Consider the following 17,626-nt stretch of genomic DNA (forward strand, 5'->3'; position numbering starts at 1 on the left):
GTGTTTACTCATACAAGTGATATTGGATCTACATCAAGAGATACCCGTAATGATTTGTGACTATCTTCCATAATACGGTCTAGAAACACCGAAAAATGCATAGATAGTTGTACACTTTGACATTTAATAATGAGATGATGGCGATAGCGATTTTTTATGCGATCTATGGGAGCAGGGGCGGGCCCTAATATCTGTATATTTTTCGCGTATTTATCTTGACGTAAACAACGAGAAATTCGTAAGGATTCATCGATAACAAGTTGCTCTTTTTCTCCTTGAATGAGAACGCGTAGTAGTTTGGCAAAAGGCGGATAGCCAATGTCCTTGCGTTGCCCCATCTCATACTTTAAAAAAGAATGATAGTCCTGGTGAATAGCAGTCTGGATCGCATAATGATCGGGATGATACGTTTGCACGATCACTTTTCCCGCTACTTCTCCACGCCCAGAACGCCCCGCCACTTGGACAATCAGTTGAAAAGTCCGCTCTGCTGCACGAAAATCAGGCACTTGAAGTGCTGTGTCTGCAGAAATAATGCCAACTAAGGTCACGTTGGGAAAATCTAAACCTTTTGCGATCATTTGTGTTCCAAGAAGAATATCAATTTCCCCCTTACCAAATCGCGACAGGACGTCTTCATACTTACCTTTTCCGACCATAGTGTCACTATCCATACGTACAATGTTATTTTCTGGAAAAATTTTTTTCAACATCATTTCTATTTTTTGGGTTCCTGCCCCTGCGTATAAAATCGCTGGACAAGAACATACGGGACAACTCTTTGGCGGTATATAGTCATAATTACAATAGTGACAAATAGCGGTGTGATGTTTCTTATGGTATGTCAAGGCAATGTTACAATTATCGCACTTGGCATTATAGCCACACTGTGGACAAGTCAAGCTTGTGGCAAAACCACGACGATTTAAAAACAAAATCGCTTGTTGTCCTTTGTCAAGAGCCGCTCGTAAATCATTAAGTAGAATGCGCGAAAAATATACGAACTTTTTGTGATCACGGCACTCCTCCTTCATGTCAATAACACTGACATGCGGAAGTTTTTTGTCACCAACGCGTTGGTGCAAAGCAAATAGATTGTATTTGTCGGTATCTGTGTTGTAATAACTCTCCAATGCCGGTGTCGCCGATCCTAAAATAATAGGTATATCGCTAATTTGTGCTCTTTTCACCGCAGAGTCTCGTGCATTATAGCGGGGTGTATTTTGTTGTTTGAAGGAGGGTTCGTGTTCTTCATCGACAACGATGAGTCCTAAATTACTTACCGGCGCAAACAATGCTGACCTTGGACCAATGATAACGTCGGCTTTATTTTGCAAAATGTTTTGCCACTGAAAATTGCGTTGGGCATTGGTAAGTTCACTATGCAATACCGCAACATTGGCAAAACGTTGTTTAAAACGCGTTACGGTTTGTGGTGTTAAGGCAATTTCGGGTACTAATACAATAGCGGCACGTTTGTTGTCCACCACCTCTTCAATGCAACGCATGTATATTTCTGTTTTGCCGCTGCCAGTAACGCCATGTACTAAAGCAGGAAAAAAGCGTTGTTCACGCATAACAGGTAATAAGTTGTTCACAATAGATTGCTGTTCACGACTGAGCTGTGGTTTTTCTACTTTTTCAACCTCTATCTCGTCAAAGGGATTGATATTTTGTTCCTCAAAACGCTCGCATAGTAGTTCTTTTTTCAGTAGCGTTTTTATCGCAGAACGACTTATACCGAGTCGATTGCAGATAGACTTGGCCGTGAGTTCACCATCAAATTCTCGCACAAGCTTTAGTACACGGGCCTGTAGGGGAAATTTCGTTTGCAGCTGCTCTATTTGCTGCTCTATTTCTTCATGAGCAGCAATTTGTAAATACGCGATGGTTTTACTATAACTTTTTTGCTGCAAAAAACTAGGAACCATCGTTTCCAGAGCTTCTCCGAGAGAGCATCTATAATATTGAGACATCCATTTGGCCAGTTCGAGCATTGCACAATCGATTACCGGTTTCGTGTCGATGACTTCGTGAATGCTTTTGATACGAAATTTTGTATTTTCGATTTGTGCAACAGTTTCAATGCAGACCCCTATTTGCGTACGGCGGCCAAAGGGGACTTTTACGCGCATACCTGTTTCTAAGGTACAGTCTTCGGGAATACTATATGAAAACAATTGTTTTAATGGTAAGGGGAGAGCGACTTGAGCATACATGCGTATTCTCCTACACAGTTTCTCTATATCAGAAAGAATATAATAGCAAGGAGGCCAAGGGTTATAGCGAAAAGTTTACACCCCTTTACAAAAGAAACGGTGATGTCGACTTCTGAAGTAAAGGCGGAGCACATACATATTATATAGCACAAATATATCATTGTCAGAAATTTTAGAGAAATCATCGTGAAACTTTACTGAGTGTAAAATATATTTTGGAGAATAACAGTATATTGAGTAGCGATGATACTGCTATGCACAAAAAACCAAGCTGAATCACATCAGGCGAAGATACTAGTTGTGGAGTGCTAGTCGCAAAATTGACAAAAAGTATTCCAGGAAGTCCGATGACAAAATTCAAAACATAGTAGAAACGATGTTTGTGTAAAAAATATGTGGAGAAATCCAGCATGCAAATTCCCAAAAAATATGTTGGAACAATTAGGAGAAATAGTATGCCGCTTTTTAGTCGTTGTTGTACAAACCAATAACCACTTCCTGGAAGTAACCAGGATAAAACAAGTACCAATAGTTTTTTTGTGTCCATATACAAATCTTCTATGAAGGCGCTGCGGTATTTTTGAAAGTAGTTTTGGTGAGAAAGTTGGTGGTTATATTTGCGATGGAGGAAAATAATAGAGAGATGGTAGTACTCTCTATTATTTAGGTTGTCTTACTATTCTGCAGGTAAAACACTGATAACTCTGTTTCTCTCAAATTTTACCTTGCCACCGATAAGACTATAAATAGTGTAATCATTTCCCAGGCCAACATTAACTCCTGGTTTGAAACGTGTTCCGCATTGGCGAACGATAATGGTTCCAGGCTTTACGTTTTCTCCGCCGTATTTTTTGATACCGCGGAATTGTGCGTTACTATCTCTACCGTTACGTGAAGCACCTTGTCCCTTCTTATGAGCCATGTGTTACCCCTTTACGATATCTTTAATTCTAACTTTTGTATATACTTGTCTATGACCTTGTTTCTTACGATAGTTTTTGCGGCGCTTAGATTTTAGGATGGTTACTTTAGGTGCCTTAGTGTCGCCTTCAACAACTCCTGTAACTTTTACACCTTCTACTTTGGGAGTTCCAACCAAAACTTCTTTGTCTGATTTAAAATACAGAACATCAGAAAGATCTATTTCTTTTCCCGAAGCAACATCTTTTTTTTCTAATTCTACTACCTGGCCAGGTGACACTTTATAATTTTTACCGCCATCTGCAATTATAGCGTACATGTACAAGTCCTTTCTTGCTTTTACGTCTACTTAGAGGTGTTGTGTTTTGCGAATTACATATAGTAAACACTTGGTTTTAAAGAATCAATTAAAAAATAATTTTTCAGTGGAATTTGTGCTGCACTTGACATTATGGTGAACTCGTAATATTATTTGAATAGCGGGTGGTGAAAATAACACATGTAGCAACTGCTTTGGTAACCACAAGTTGCCGTGTTTATAGCACTCTCGATAAAAAACTATCATTCCACGAAACTATTATAGCGAGATAAAAAAATGGAAAGAAAAGTGTCATCTCCTAAAAAAAATTTCAAATCTTCGAAACCCAAAGGCCGTTTTTCAAAACACAAAGGCAAAAAACGTTTTGACAACAATAAAAAGAAAAAAACACGAATTCCGACCGAAGTGAAAGAGATAGCAACCAAGCACGGTTTGGGGATTTATACTGCATTGTCTGTCCATCGCGAAAAAATATCTCTAGAAGACGCCATTGCTCAAAAAAAAGAAAAAGAAGCGCGCAAAGAAGAAGCACAAAAAATATGTGAAGCCTACCCTGATATCACACTAGCACTGGCATGTTCTTTAGTCAAAGAAAACATCTCCATAGAAAAATACAAAGAACAAAAACGCGTCTTGGAACAAAAAAGACTCGATAAAGAAATGCAGAAGAAAAAAAAGATGCAAAGCGATGATGCGCAAAAAGCCGCATTTGAGCAATTGACAAAATACACAGAAAAAGACACAATACTAGTTATCGAGAAATATAAAAACAAGTATCAAACCGTACGTATAAAAGATTTCACTCCATATGAATTTTTTGCTGCGGATCGCAAAGACAACATTGAAAAAATTCATCGTCTAGAAATAAAGTATATGTACGAACGTGCCGTACAAAAGACCCTAAAAAAATTCGTAATGGTAGACAAAGACATTCAAAGAAAGCGCCTAAAACCAACCCATGGTCGCGAAGGTCGCTTTAAATTTCCCGAAGAGATGCTGCAAAAAGGTAATGAAGTCATACTCTCGCTCCACGAAGGAGAAATACTAAGAGGTACGATTTTATGGGCAACTCCTTACGATATTATGTTAAACCTTGCGAACAACCGCGTTTGGGTATTTCAGCATGCTGTGACAGATTGTATGTTAATGAGGAAAGCATGATCGCACACATTTTATCCATCGGAGCAGAATTAACAGAAGGAAGAGTTGTCAACACCAACGCAACATTTTTAGCACAGCAAACACAACAATTGGGCATTGGTGTTTCACGAATTACAACAATCGGAGACGACATCCAGGAAATCACCGAACTTTTGAGTGCGCAAAAAGACACGGTAGTCATCACAACAGGTGGATTAGGCCCCACACACGACGACATTACTCATGAAGCTCTGTATGCGTTTTGCCATAAAAACTTCGATGATTTCCTAGAAAAAGATGAATGGTATTGCATCATCAAAAAATATGCAAAAAACAGAGAAATATCCTCTGTCCATGCACATGCACAGCTCCTGAAAAACCCGGTAGGACACGCTCCGGGTTTCTACGTTGAGGCAAATGGTTGCCATATATTTGTCCTGCCAGGTGTCCCCTCCGAAGCCGAGGGGATGTTTCAGGAAGAAGTGCTACCCTTACTAAAAAAAATGGCCCAAAAATATCATAGTCATACCCTACGTCTCAGTGGAATGTACGAATCAAAAGTACAAAAAATACTGGAAAAGATACAAGGTAGATCACAGGTAGACATAAGTCTTTTACCGCAATACAACGGTGTTGATATAGTGGTGAAAAGCCGCAACGAAATCAACGCGTTTGTTGATGAAGCCCGTGCACAATTGCAAAAGTATATTTACAGCGAAAATGGTTCCTCTTTAGAAGAAACAATTGCAAAGCTTCTCATCGATCAGAAAAAAACAATTGCTGTTGCCGAGTCATGTAGCGGTGGCTTTACCACACACTTACTCACAAATGTTTCTGGAAGCTCTGCTTATTTACAATATGCGGTTGTTTCCTACAGCAACGAAGCAAAGATAAAAATCCTAGGTGTGGATCCGCAGACCATCACAGCACATGGAGCTGTTAGCCCGGAGTGTGCCCGTGAGATGGCGCAAGGGGTTCGCAAAGTGATGGGAACCGACATTGGAATTGCCACAACGGGTATTTCTGGTCCCACAGGAGCAACGCCAAATAAACCTTTGGGATTGGTGTACGTCGCCTATGCAGACAGTGACCATTGTGTTGTACGCGATAAAGTGATTCGCAGACCACGAGTAGAACACAAGAAGCACTCTGCGTATTTTGTACTAAATTTGCTATGGGAACGTTTAAAGAAGTAAATATAATGATAAAGAGAAAAAGTGGTTTTACATTACTTGAAGTTATGGTGGCACTCGCCATTTTATCCATTGCTGTTTCAACACTACTTGTTATTCGCAACGAAGCAGTGGAAGAGTCAATAAAAGCCGTACAGTTTCGTCAATTGCAAAACTTACTCGAACAAAAAATGACCGAAGTAATCAGCGGTGTAGAAAGACGTCGAGGAGGAGACTTTCGCAAAGAAGGTTTTGAATACTATGAGTGGGATGTCAAAAAGCGTCAAAAGGTCTTATCCACAAAATCTCCCGAAACGCAAAAGGAATTTTCGGTAAAGATTAATGAAATCACCGTCAGCGTTTATCATACAGAAAATGAAGAGGAAAAATACGTTTTGCAAGCAGAAATTTTAGCAGAAAGACCAGATAATGAAGAAAAAAAATAATACTGGTTTTACGTTGATCGAAGTACTTATTGCAACAACGATACTTTCTATTATACTGACGATGGCGTACTCGATACTTATCACAACCTTAAATTCGCGAAATTTTATTGAGGCACGCGCCCATACAGAAAGAGTGGGGAATAGATTACTCAATTTTATTAGTAAAGATATACAAGGTGCATATATGTACCAAGTTGAAGACAATCGTTATTTTTTCGCGCGCAAGCAGGGAAAAAATACACGTGTTGACTTTATTTCAAATACAGATAGTATATTATTAGCCCCTGGAGGAAATCATAGTGACTTGTGCGAAATCGGTTACTTGTTAAAAAAGAACCGCGATGATACATTTCGCATTATTCGCCGTGAAGATTTTTTTATCGATGAAGATCCATTCTCTGGTGGCACGGGAATAAAACTGTACGATGAAGTAATGAGTTTTGAATTGCGGTTTTACGATGAGGGAAAAATCTCTTCGGTGTGGAATAGTAAAGAAAAAAAACAACTGCCACAAGCTGTCGAAATAACTTTGGGTATAAAACAAGGCGAAGAAGTGCGCTTGTTCCGCCGTACTGTTCCCATCTTGGTATCGCGTAAGATACCACAGAAAAAAACAAAGACAACAAAGACACCGCAAAAACAAAATACAAATGGAAACTAGGGAGGTTTTTATGAACCAGCAATTAAATTCTTCTACACCAAAATTAAACAATCAACAGTTTGTTGATTTAGAAAATAAATACGCCGCGCGTAATTATCACCCTCTGGATGTCGTACTAGAAAAAGGTGAAGGAATTTGGGTGTATGATGTAGAAGGAAACAAATACCTTGATTGTTTGAGTGCTTATTCGGCAGTAAATCAAGGACATTGTCATCCACGCTTAGTAAAAACGGCAAAAGAACAAATTGAAAAGCTGACGCTAACCTCAAGAGCATTTCGCAACAACCAACTATCCTTATTTTGCAAAGAGATTTGCGAGTTGACAAAATATGAGATGGTTTTGCCAATGAATAGTGGTGCTGAGGCAGTAGAAACAGCGATTAAAGCGGCAAGAAAATGGGGCTACACCAAAAAAGGAATTCCAGAAAATGAAGCAGAGATTATCGTTTTCACAGGAAACTTTCATGGTAGAACAACGACAATCATTTCCTTTTCCTCCGAAGAAGACTACAAAACGCATTTTGGGCCTTTTACGCCAGGATTCACTCTCGCAGAGTATGGAAATATTGAAGCCGCCAAACAAGCCATTACAGACAAGACCGCAGCGATTCTTATTGAACCTATCCAAGGTGAAGCAGGGATTATAATGCCTCCGCAAGGCTACTTAGAAGACCTCTACAATTTGTGCAAAGAAAACAATATTTTGTTCATGTCCGACGAAATCCAAACAGGTCTTGGAAGAACGGGACGCTTATTCGCTAGCGATTATGAAAATATCAAACCCGACGTTACCATTGTTGGTAAAGCTCTCTCTGGAGGTTTTTATCCAGTATCTGCGATGTTATCTAACGCCGAAATACTAGGTGTTTTCCAACCAGGGCAACACGGATCAACTTTTGGCGGAAATCCTTTAGGAATGGCCGTAGCAAGAGAATCTCTCAAGATTTTAGTGGAAGAAAATCTCATTGGAAATGCCTACGAAAATGGTAAATATTTCCGCGAAAAGTTAGTGGCGATGAATAGTCGTTTTGTAAAAGAGGTAAGAGGCCGCGGACTTCTTATTGGGGTTGAGCTCAATGAAGAAGCTAAAAGCGCACGACCTTTCTGCGAAAAATTACAACAATTAGGTATACTTTGCAAAGAAACGCACTACAACATCATTCGTTTCGCACCTCCTCTCATTATCACCAAAGAGGATATCGATGCCGCAATGGAAAAAATAGCCAAGGTCCTTGCCTAAATTTTAGTTGTGGCTTGGACAATAGGGATTAGGGGACGAGTTCTGTGCAGACAACAGAGCTCGTCCTTAACATTTTTGTCTGAAAATTTTTGATTCAACTTGCTTTCTGTTTTTTATTATGTAAAAAATAGAGAACCAAATATTACAAAAAATACTATGAATTTGAAATTACACGATATTGTTTCGACTATTATTGACGAAAAAATAACTTTTAATAAGGTTCTAGGCATTACACTGGACTTTGTAGATGAAAACAATGTGTGTTTAAAACTCCCGATGAATGATCTACTTGTGGGGAACCCTGTGCACAAAAGTCTACATGGTGGTGTTATTTCAACAATATTGGATGTTACGGGTGGAATCACCGCTTTTGTTGGAATTTTAAAAACACTAGAGCCTGACACTTGGGAGCGCAAAGTACAAGATATTTTTCAGCAGTTTGGAACAATAGATCTCAGAGTTGATTATTTAAGACCCGGTTTAGGTCAAAGTTTTTTTGCCACCGGATTACTATTACGTCTTGGAAATAAGGTTGCTGTTACGCAAATGAAACTTCATAACGAAAAAGAAGATTTAATTGCCATTGCAACGGCAACTTACATTGTTGGTTAGAATCGGGGCGTGAGACACGCCTTAGTAACCCATTCAAAGAGTTATAAAATATGCCAAAAAATTTAATGATTGTAGAATCACCTGCTAAGGCCAAAACAATAGAAAAATTTTTAGGGAAAGATTTCACTGTTGAGTCATGCTACGGATGTATTCGAGATTTGCCACGGGAAAAATTAGCAGTTGACGTTGAGAAAAAGTACACCCCTACATATGAAGTACCCACCGACAAAAAAAAGATTGTTACACAGTTAAAAAAATTAGCAAAAGACTCCAAAGAAATTTGGCTTGCTACTGATGAAGACCGCGAGGGAGAGGCGATCTCATGGCATCTCTGCCATGTATTGGGGATTAATCCTGAAGAAGCGAAAAGAATCGTTTTTCACGAGATTACAAAGCCTGCCATTCTTGAAGCCATAAAGAAACCGCGTTTTCTAAATCAAAGCTTAGTAAATGCACAACAAGCACGCAGAATACTAGACCGTTTAGTGGGGTTCGAACTTTCACCACTACTATGGAAAAAAATTCGCTTAAAGTCGTCTCTTTCTGCTGGTAGAGTGCAATCTGTTGCCGTGAGAATTTTAGTGGAAAAAGAGCGTAATATTTTAGACTTTACTCCACAACCATTTTTCAGGCTAAACTCGCTGTTTAAGGCAAAAAGTAATAAAAAAACATACAAAATCAAAGCGGAACTCTCGCGGAAGTTAGCCGATCATGAAGAAGCGCGTTCGTTTTTGGAAAAATGCACCGAAGCAGAATTTTCTGTTGCGGACGTAAAAGTGAAACCGTCGCAAAAATCTCCGAGCGCACCATTCACAACATCAACTCTGCAACAAGAGGCGAGTCGTAAGCTAGGATTTTCGGTTGCACGAACCATGCGCGTTGCTCAAGGTTTATATGAGTCGGGAAAGATTACCTACATGCGTACCGATTCCGTCAATCTCTCGAAAGTGGCCATCGCTTCGGCAGAAAAAGCCATTAAAAGTCTATATGGCAAAGAATATTCGAATCCTAAACAATATCGTAGCAAAGCACGTAATGCACAAGAAGCACACGAGGCCATTCGTCCCACGTATTTTGAAAATGAACAAGTCGATGGCACGAGCGATGAAAAAAAGCTCTACAGCCTCATATGGAAGCGTGCAATTTCTTCGCAAATGAGTAATGCAAAGTTAGAAAAAACCACGGTAAAAATTCAGATATCCACATTGAAAGATCAGCTCACTGCACATGGAGAGGTGATTAAGTTTGATGGATTTTTACGTGTATATGAAGTTTCCACAGACGACGAAATCACCGAAGATTCCGAAATTCTTCCGCCTCTAGAAGTTGGACAAGTACTAGATCTAGAAGAAATGAAAGCAACACAGCGCTTTACACGTGCCCCTGCACGTTACACCGAAGCTTCATTGGTCAAAAAACTAGAAGAATTGGGCATTGGACGTCCATCAACATATGCACCAACCATGAGCGTCATCCAAAAACGTGGTTACGTGACCAAAGGTGAAACGCCCGGAAAAGAACGCAAATATCAATTACTAACATTAAAAAACAGTAAAATTAACGAAGAGTTGTGCGAAGAAAAATACGGATCAGACCGTGGAAAATTAGTCCCCACAGATATCGGAATCGTGGTAAATGATTTTTTAATTGAATATTTCCAACAAGTTTTACAATACGACTTTACGGCACAGATCGAAAAAGAGTTTGATGAAATTGCCCAAGGTGAAAAAGTATGGAATGATGTGATCCACAATTTTTATGAACCCTTCCACGACGACGTAGAATTAGCTCTCAAAGAAGCGGGACAAGTAACGGGAGAAAGAAAGCTAGGACTAGATCCCAAAACCAATAAAGACGTGTACGTTAAAATTGGTCGTTATGGGCCAATGGCACAAATCGGCCATGTCGACGACGAAGAAAAACCCAAATTTGCCAAATTGCGACCAAATCAACATTTAGCGACAATTACCCTGGAAGAAGCTCTCGAACTGTTTAAACTTCCACGTCATATTGGGGAGTACGATGGCGAAGAAGTCATCGCAGCCGAAGGACGTTATGGACCGTACATTAAACACAATAACAAATTTGTGTCGTTGAAAGAACATGATCCTCTTAAGGTAACTCTTGAAGAAGCGATTACTCTTATCAAAGAAAAAATAGAGTTAGATGCGAAAAAAACCATTCACGAATTTACCGAGGAAGGTATTCGCGTACTCAACGGACCATATGGACCTTATATTTCTTACAACAAGAGAAATTATAAAATCCCCAAAGGCGAAGATCCAGAAAAGCTAACAGCAAAAGACTGTCTCAAAATTATAGAAGAAGCTCCAGAGAAAAAAGCGAGAACGAAAAAGACTACGAAGAAAGCTGCCGCTAAGAAAACTACCAAGAAAACTGCTGCTAAGAAAACTACGACTAAGAAAACGGCTACTAAGAAGACGGCTACGACCAAAAAAGCTGCTGCTAAAAAGACTACTACGAAGAAAGCTGCCGCTAAGAAGACGACCACTACAAAAAAGGCTGCCGCTAAGAAGACGACTACTACCAAGAAAGCTGCTGCTAAGAAGACGACTACTACCAAGAAAACGGCAGCCAAGAAGACTGCGACCAAGAAAGCTACTGCAAAAAAATAGCGTCGACTTTACATTGCTGGTTTCCCGCTTCCGCGCATGGCTGTCAAGCTAAGATATAAAACCTTATCGTGTCATCCCTGCGAAAGCAGGGATCCAGCGTTTACAAGTCGACTTTACATTGCGAGTTTCCTTAAGTCAATGGCACTAACAATCATCGTGAATATAAACGATTCATGGCGTTTTTTAATCGGTCAAGCGCCGACTCCAAGGTAGCATGTGTGCAGGCAATGTTTACACGCATAAAACCTGCACCTTCTTCTCCAAAAGCTTCACCTCTTGTCACCGCCCACTTGGCCTGATTTCTCAAAAAAGTTGTCAGATCACTTGTAGAAAAGCCTAGCTCTCGAAAATCTACCCACAACAAAAATGTGCCTTGTGGTTCAATCAATGTAACTCCTCGAATATCCTTGAGATATTCTCTGGTCAAGTTTACGTTTTTCTCCAAATAAAAAAGAGCCTCTTTTAGCCATTCTTCGCCATCTTTATACGCGGCCTCCATCGCCACATTCGCAAAAGCATTGTTCTTATTCACGGTTAAACGACTATTTTCCACTTGAAAAGCCTTGCGTTTGTTGTCGTCAGAGATCACTGTAAAGGCACAACAACAAGAAGCGATGTTGAAAGTTTTTGCAGGAGATAGGCAAGTAATACAATTCGCATCGTATTTTTCCCCCATGGATGCAAAGGGAATATATGTATGCCCACGAAAAGCTAAATCTCCATGCATCTCATCAGAAACGACGAGAACATTATGTTTTGCGCAAATATCACCTAGTTGTTGCAACTCTTGTTCAGTCCAAACACGACCGACAGGGTTATGTGGATTACATAAATATATCATCTTGGTGCTGGGAACAGCGGCTTTTTGCTCTAGATCGTCAAAATCTATATAATAACAGCCATCCCGTAAAATCAGAGGGTTTGTAATTAAGTTGCGATTGTTCTCGCGTAGTATATCAAAAAAATCAAAAAAAACTGGAGGCTGAACAATCACTCCATCTCCAGGCTCTGTAAACAAAGACGCAGCTATCGCCAGCGCATTTAAAATATTTGGCGAGCGCAAAATGTGTTCTTTTTTTACCACCCATTTATGGTGGTGGTGTAACCACTGTATTAATGCCGGTAGCAAACCATCTGCTAACATTTCGTATCCAAAAACTCCATGATCTAAACGTTTTTGTAATGCACTTAGAATTACAGGGGATACCCGAAAATCCATATCGGCAACACCAGCGGCAAATAAATTTTTACTACTGTCTTTTAATATTTTAGGGTGAGTTTTCAGCGCTGGTACAACGCGGCGATTGATGCTGTCATCAAAAGAAAATTTATCCTTCATAATAGCTCCTAGGGGCATCATCCATTACACAGAAAGTATGCAAATGAAACAATCTATTCTACATATTGCTCTTGTCGTAAGAGATTACGATGAGGCTTTGGATTTTTATACCAATAAACTACATTTTACCATTGTCGAAGACACCTATCAACCAGCACAGGATAAACGTTGGGTGGTCATTGCCCCTCCAGGATCGAGCGAAGCTACGTTACTTTTGGCACGAGCCTCGACACCACAGCAAGAAAATTTTATTGGCAATCAAACAGGTGGACGTGTATTTTTGTTTTTGCATAGCGATGATTTTTGGCGTGATTACAATGACATGCGTGCCAAGGGAATTACCTTTGTTCGTGAGCCAAAAGAAGAACCTTATGGTACGGTCGCTGTTTTTGCCGATTTGTATGGCAATTTGTGGGATTTGATACAGCGTAAATAGGACACGTAATTCACCAGGACGTGTTTTAGGACAGAGGGCGGTACGAAACCGCCCTACGTTAACATAAATTTTTTGCAAAATCTTATGTCAACGGTATACCTAGAGAATGCTCCACAAAATGCTTAGGATCTAACTTAGCTCCAGTGGCATTTTTTAGTGTTTCATTCCAATCGTACTTGGCACCGCTGGCAAAATATTTATCTTTTAGGTATGTCCCTAAATCTTTATTGCCAAATAACTCACCATTTCCGACTTCCTTTTTGATGTGATCTTGTAGTTGTGCAGATACCAATTCTCCGTATATGTAGTTTTGATAATATACCGGACACAACGCTAAGTGAATCTTGGAAGCCCAATCAGGTTTATCACGGTTTTCCGGACGCGTTACGCATTGGTATTTTTCTACATAATCCCACCACAGTTTATTTAAATCTTGGTCGGGATTTTTGTATAGCTCTCTCTCGAAATTGACCATTACGAGTCCCCAACGAATAAACACAAATTGCGTTAGACGTTCTTCTTGGATGAGCTCATCGTGTATAGGAGTTACTTTTTCCGCATCTATTTTGACGAAATCAGTTAGCCATTTGGGATTTTTTGACAGCGTGTCCATCATCATTGCAATCGCTTCTGTGGACAGAGTGTGTGGCGTGTCAATGAGTATATACGGTAAATCAGAATCGATATATTTGTCATACACCGCGTGACCGAATTCGTGCAACGTAGTACTTGTCCACTGCTCTGTAGGAGCAATATTGCATAGTATACGTACATCTTTTGCTTCGCGATCAATGAAAGTACAGTAAGCGTGTTGACATTTTTTGTCTTTAGGATATAGATCTGACCTTTCGAGAATGTCGCGGATATCCATGTCAATACTGTCGTATGTGTCGATCATCAACTGCTCAATGTCGATATCTTGATAAAATTGATCCACATCAAGAGTTTTATGCGGAGGTGGCTGTTGAAAAAATGGGTCTGCATAGTGCCATGGACGCATATCCTCTACAGCGATACCAAATTTTTGTGATAACTCTTCATCCATTTTGGCCTTGAGTTTACGAAAAGGTTCGTCGCTCAACTCCGCGAGGCGATTTAAAGTATAAAACATTTTCTCTTCATCAAGGTCTTTGTGGCTTAGAGCCATAGTATAGTAATCGGAATATCCTGCTTTTTGCGCATTTTCATTGCGTAGTTTTACCACTTCAATGACTTTTTGCGCTACCTCTTGACCAATTTGCTTACTTGCTTCCCATGCTTTCTTTCTCATCTCTAAATCGAGTTCATCGTGCAACATTTTTTTTATTTCATTGTCGTTTAGCTCGCGTTCGTCTATTTTACCACGATACTGGTTGTAGCTTGTATTTATTTCAGATTCTAGTTGAATAATGCGCTTGATGTTTTCAGGTTCTCCCTGACTCATACCAAACTCATTTAGTAGACAATCTAGCTGGCGTTGTAGGACGGTATCGTGAATCATCCCCGACTTTTTGAATTCTTGTAACTGCCCAAGAGACTCTTTATTGGCAACTATTTGCTTGTACTGCTTTTCTATTTCTATTTTGCGTTCCACAAGAGAACTATCTCCTGTAGTATCGTATTCCCAATGCAGCGTGTACAGCTCTTTTAAAAGCGGTCGAACGCTGTCGACGTATTTCTCTATAAATTGTTGTAGTTTTTGTTCCATATTTTTCCTCCAAGGGATTTCAAACATAGATAGACGTACGCTTTAGATTTTGTTATCATGTAGATAATAGGGCGTGTTCTTTTTAGACACGTCTTCGAGAGATGAAAGCATTTCGCATAATAGCATTTTCAATATCGTGAATCAAGTTTCTTTATTCAGGTGTATAAAGCATGAGTAGCAAAAGAATGTTTATTGCTTTTCCTTTTCATGATGAAGTAAAAAACAAAATAGCACAATTGCAAAGTGTCCTACGCAACCAAATGCCTCAAGGTATTAAGTGGGTAGAAAAGCAGAGTTTTCATGTTACCGTAAAATTTCTGGGAGATACAGATCAAATGTTAATCCCAAAAATCACGGAAATAATGAAATCTGTTGTTGTCGATAAAACTCCGCAGGAAATCGAACTCAAAGAGTTGGGAATTTTTCCCGGAAAGAGAAAACCACGTGTACTGTGGCTTGGAATTGACGGTGCAAAAGACTTATTACAAGGAACATATGACGACTTAGAAAATAAACTTGAGGATTTGGGCTTCGCCAAAGAAACCAAGTATTCCGGGTTTAATCCTCATATAACACTTGGACGAATCAAAGAACTTCCTGAAAACTTTTTTCCGGTATTTCGCGCCCATGAAAAGTCTTACACCACAAAGTGCCAAATAGAAGCCTTAACTTTATATGAAAGCCAATTTATTCGCAACGGAAAAAGTAAAAAAGTAGTTTACCAGCCATTGGCAAAGGTTCATATATAGTAGGAGATTTACATGTCCGATTGTGTAAAATGTATGCAAACCCTCGAAACCTACCTGGAAAATTTTCCACACAGTTGTTATCCAATTCTCCAATATATGAATCATCTAGTTTCGATTGCGCAAACACTCGGCGATTCGCCAGCAAAAAGTTTTTTGCTAAAAGAAGCAGAATTCTACGAAGAAGAAATAGAATTGTCGGTAAAACGTTTTATTGCAAAGCGTCTGTATGCATTTTCTAAAAAACAGCGTCTTAACTGTGTACAAGAGCGTTTACAATGCTTTCCAGATGTTGCTTTTCAACCATCAGTAGAAATTTTACTCAAGGTTTTGTCTTTTGATAATTTGTCGCGCAACGACTTTATTATGCGTAATCCTCCCAAACCTGAAGTACAAGAAAATCAAGCGGAAAACAGTGTGCGTGACAATACCGTAGTGGTGACGCAAAAAAAAGACAAACCCACAACCGAGAAACACGCAACCAAAAAACGCTCACGGCGATTGCAAAAGACAAAACAGGAAAAAATTGATTATTTAACCCCCAGTACCAATACGCGTCGTTCCATCGCCGAAATTCAAAAAGAAAAATCTTTGCAAATTGAAAACGACTGGAAAGTATTGAAAAAGTGGCAGGTGAATCCCATAAATTGTAAGGCTTTTGCAAAGGCATTGCGCAAAGAACTACCGGAAAAGCCATATCCGCATCTACTGAAATTTATCGAAGGATTTATGCGCCATTTAAAAGACAAAGAGGAGAAGTATGCTTTAATGCGTGTGAAACATGCGCTCTTGACTCACCAAAAACTTGTCGAAAAACCGCGCAACTTAATGGTGGTCATCAACTACGGTAACTCAGGCATCGATTTGTTAAAACAAGCCGCCAATATCACCACCGATAAAAAAATCAATGCGGTATTCTATGAATACTTCCTTACTATCTTAAAAGATTTACTGACACGACATAAAACTCAATTTCGTCGCGCGATAGAATCATGTTACGATCGCCATGATCTTTATGAATTGATGGCGCAGTATCCTTTGAAGAATAAAACATATATCGAAGAATTTGATCTACACATTATTGATAGCATAAAGCAAATATGCCATGGTGTCGACAAGGGCAAAGATTTCGAAACAATCGCTAACAAGTTCTTGGGGAATACCGAAGCGAATATCAAAAAAGCACTTTATGTATCACTTTTTGAAAGCCCTGTAACAAACAAGATTTGGGATGCTATGCGCAAAGCGCAATCAACATATCAGTTTTTCCAATGCCTAAAACAATTGAAGGAAATACCAGAAACGGAAAAGATGGCTTCTACGATTTTTCAGTTGGTGGTCACTTTCTTGCGCGGAGGGAAAAAAATATCGTTCCGCGACTTGGAAATTAGCCTTAATTTTACCCCAAATAATTTGCGCAATCACGCCATCCGCATTATCAGTCGTAAGTTACAAAACGATGTCGATTACAAAATGGAAACTTTTCTTTCACAAAATATTTCGATGGAACGCAAGTGGAAAAAATTATTACAACTACTACAAAATTCGCAATTCGAAGGTGCGAAAATCAAGGTTTTCGGATATTCGCCTGATGACTTGCTCGCTATTTTGCGCAAAATAGAAAGTAGCGAAGGGGATATCCGCAAAGTTGTGGAGCATGAATTTCATGGTGAAGATGTTTCGCTTGAATTGAAAGAACTCATCATTGAAAAACATTCGCAACAGCATAAGAAAAAAGAAAAAAATTTACAAAATTTTTATGAAGAATTAATGACATTGACCAGTGAAAAAGTCTTAAGTTTACGTCGACCTCTTATCGACTTACTGAGGGTATATGGTAGCGTAAACTTGACAAGTGATGGATCAACATTGACAGGATACGAGTTAAGCAATACAATATCTATGTTTTATCGTGATGCCGCACGAACAAAAATTGTGCTTCCAAATAATCTACATTATCAAATTGCCGTTTTGATAGAAGACAGTATTAACGAAGAAAGAGCACGTCAATTAAGCAAAGTATTTGCCGATAATTAGGTGCTAATATTAGGG

At 39.3% G+C, this 17,626-nt stretch carries 16 protein-coding genes; 10 read left to right on the top strand and 6 right to left on the bottom strand.

The window, feature by feature from the left end; translation table 11 throughout:
* Nucleotides 1-8 precede the first annotated feature (8 nt).
* The 4 genes from priA to rplU all read right to left on the bottom strand — a co-directional run bounded on the left by priA (nucleotide 9) and on the right by rplU (nucleotide 3,459).
* Nucleotides 9-2,219: a replication restart helicase PriA gene (gene priA, locus UABAM_RS29875; RefSeq protein WP_151971651.1), complete on the bottom strand. Its 2,211-nt coding sequence runs from the start codon at nucleotides 2,217-2,219 to the stop codon at nucleotides 9-11.
* Between the two features lie 181 nt (nucleotides 2,220-2,400).
* Nucleotides 2,401-2,766: a DUF6677 family protein gene (locus UABAM_RS29880; RefSeq protein WP_151971652.1), complete on the bottom strand. Its 366-nt coding sequence runs from the start codon at nucleotides 2,764-2,766 to the stop codon at nucleotides 2,401-2,403.
* A gap of 129 nt (nucleotides 2,767-2,895) precedes the next feature.
* Complete coding sequence (rpmA, locus tag UABAM_RS29885; protein ID WP_151971653.1) at nucleotides 2,896-3,141, bottom strand: 50S ribosomal protein L27; 246 nt, start codon at nucleotides 3,139-3,141, stop codon at nucleotides 2,896-2,898.
* Between the two features lie 3 nt (nucleotides 3,142-3,144).
* Nucleotides 3,145-3,459: a 50S ribosomal protein L21 gene (gene rplU / locus UABAM_RS29890; RefSeq protein ID WP_151971654.1), complete on the bottom strand. Its 315-nt coding sequence runs from the start codon at nucleotides 3,457-3,459 to the stop codon at nucleotides 3,145-3,147.
* Between the two features lie 276 nt (nucleotides 3,460-3,735).
* Between rplU and UABAM_RS29895 the strand changes: the two genes are divergently transcribed.
* From UABAM_RS29895 to topA, 7 genes are all read left to right on the top strand, one after another.
* Nucleotides 3,736-4,620: a hypothetical protein gene (locus UABAM_RS29895; protein WP_151971655.1), complete on the top strand. Its 885-nt coding sequence runs from the start codon at nucleotides 3,736-3,738 to the stop codon at nucleotides 4,618-4,620.
* Entirely contained in the window at nucleotides 4,617-5,795 is a 1,179-nt protein-coding gene (locus UABAM_RS29900) for a CinA family nicotinamide mononucleotide deamidase-related protein (protein WP_173013655.1), read from the top strand. The genes UABAM_RS29895 and UABAM_RS29900 overlap by 4 nt, the downstream gene beginning before the upstream one ends.
* Before the next feature lie 5 nt (nucleotides 5,796-5,800).
* Nucleotides 5,801-6,217 (top strand): type II secretion system protein, encoded by a 417-nt coding sequence (locus UABAM_RS29905; protein WP_173013656.1) that lies wholly within the window; start codon nucleotides 5,801-5,803, stop codon nucleotides 6,215-6,217.
* The gene (locus UABAM_RS29910) at nucleotides 6,201-6,878 is read left to right on the top strand and encodes a type II secretion system protein GspJ (protein ID WP_152022078.1); all 678 of its coding nucleotides are present in this window, start codon (nucleotides 6,201-6,203) and stop codon (nucleotides 6,876-6,878) included. The genes UABAM_RS29905 and UABAM_RS29910 overlap by 17 nt, the downstream gene beginning before the upstream one ends.
* A gap of 10 nt (nucleotides 6,879-6,888) precedes the next feature.
* Nucleotides 6,889-8,118 (top strand): ornithine--oxo-acid transaminase, encoded by a 1,230-nt coding sequence (gene rocD / locus UABAM_RS29915; RefSeq protein ID WP_151971658.1) that lies wholly within the window; start codon nucleotides 6,889-6,891, stop codon nucleotides 8,116-8,118.
* A gap of 156 nt (nucleotides 8,119-8,274) precedes the next feature.
* The gene (locus UABAM_RS29920; protein WP_151971659.1) at nucleotides 8,275-8,730 is read left to right on the top strand and encodes a thioesterase family protein; all 456 of its coding nucleotides are present in this window, start codon (nucleotides 8,275-8,277) and stop codon (nucleotides 8,728-8,730) included.
* A 50-nt stretch (nucleotides 8,731-8,780) separates the two neighbouring features.
* Nucleotides 8,781-11,366: a type I DNA topoisomerase gene (gene topA / locus UABAM_RS29925; RefSeq protein ID WP_151971660.1), complete on the top strand. Its 2,586-nt coding sequence runs from the start codon at nucleotides 8,781-8,783 to the stop codon at nucleotides 11,364-11,366.
* Between the two features lie 151 nt (nucleotides 11,367-11,517).
* On the opposite strand, the gene UABAM_RS29930 is transcribed toward topA, so the two are convergent.
* Nucleotides 11,518-12,705, bottom strand: a complete 1,188-nt coding sequence (locus UABAM_RS29930) for a MalY/PatB family protein (protein ID WP_151971661.1) — start codon at nucleotides 12,703-12,705, stop codon at nucleotides 11,518-11,520.
* 43 nt (nucleotides 12,706-12,748) lie between these two features.
* On the opposite strand from UABAM_RS29930, the gene UABAM_RS29935 reads away from it, so the two are divergent.
* Nucleotides 12,749-13,141 (top strand): VOC family protein, encoded by a 393-nt coding sequence (locus UABAM_RS29935; protein WP_151971662.1) that lies wholly within the window; start codon nucleotides 12,749-12,751, stop codon nucleotides 13,139-13,141.
* Between the two features lie 82 nt (nucleotides 13,142-13,223).
* On the opposite strand, the gene UABAM_RS29940 is transcribed toward UABAM_RS29935, so the two are convergent.
* Nucleotides 13,224-14,828 (bottom strand): M2 family metallopeptidase, encoded by a 1,605-nt coding sequence (locus UABAM_RS29940; protein ID WP_173013657.1) that lies wholly within the window; start codon nucleotides 14,826-14,828, stop codon nucleotides 13,224-13,226.
* 170 nt (nucleotides 14,829-14,998) lie between these two features.
* On the opposite strand from UABAM_RS29940, the gene thpR reads away from it, so the two are divergent.
* Together thpR and UABAM_RS29950 are read left to right on the top strand one after the other, a co-directional pair.
* Nucleotides 14,999-15,577 (top strand): RNA 2',3'-cyclic phosphodiesterase, encoded by a 579-nt coding sequence (thpR, locus tag UABAM_RS29945; protein WP_151971664.1) that lies wholly within the window; start codon nucleotides 14,999-15,001, stop codon nucleotides 15,575-15,577.
* 12 nt (nucleotides 15,578-15,589) lie between these two features.
* Nucleotides 15,590-17,611 carry a hypothetical protein gene (locus UABAM_RS29950; protein WP_151971665.1) on the top strand — a complete coding sequence of 674 codons (2,022 nt, stop codon included), beginning with the start codon at nucleotides 15,590-15,592 and terminating at the stop codon, nucleotides 17,609-17,611.
* Nucleotides 17,612-17,626: the final 15 nt, after the last annotated feature.

It is taken from the genome of Candidatus Uabimicrobium amorphum (assembly GCF_009002475.1).
In the GTDB taxonomy this organism is placed as follows: domain Bacteria; phylum Planctomycetota; class Uabimicrobiia; order Uabimicrobiales; family Uabimicrobiaceae; genus Uabimicrobium; species Uabimicrobium amorphum.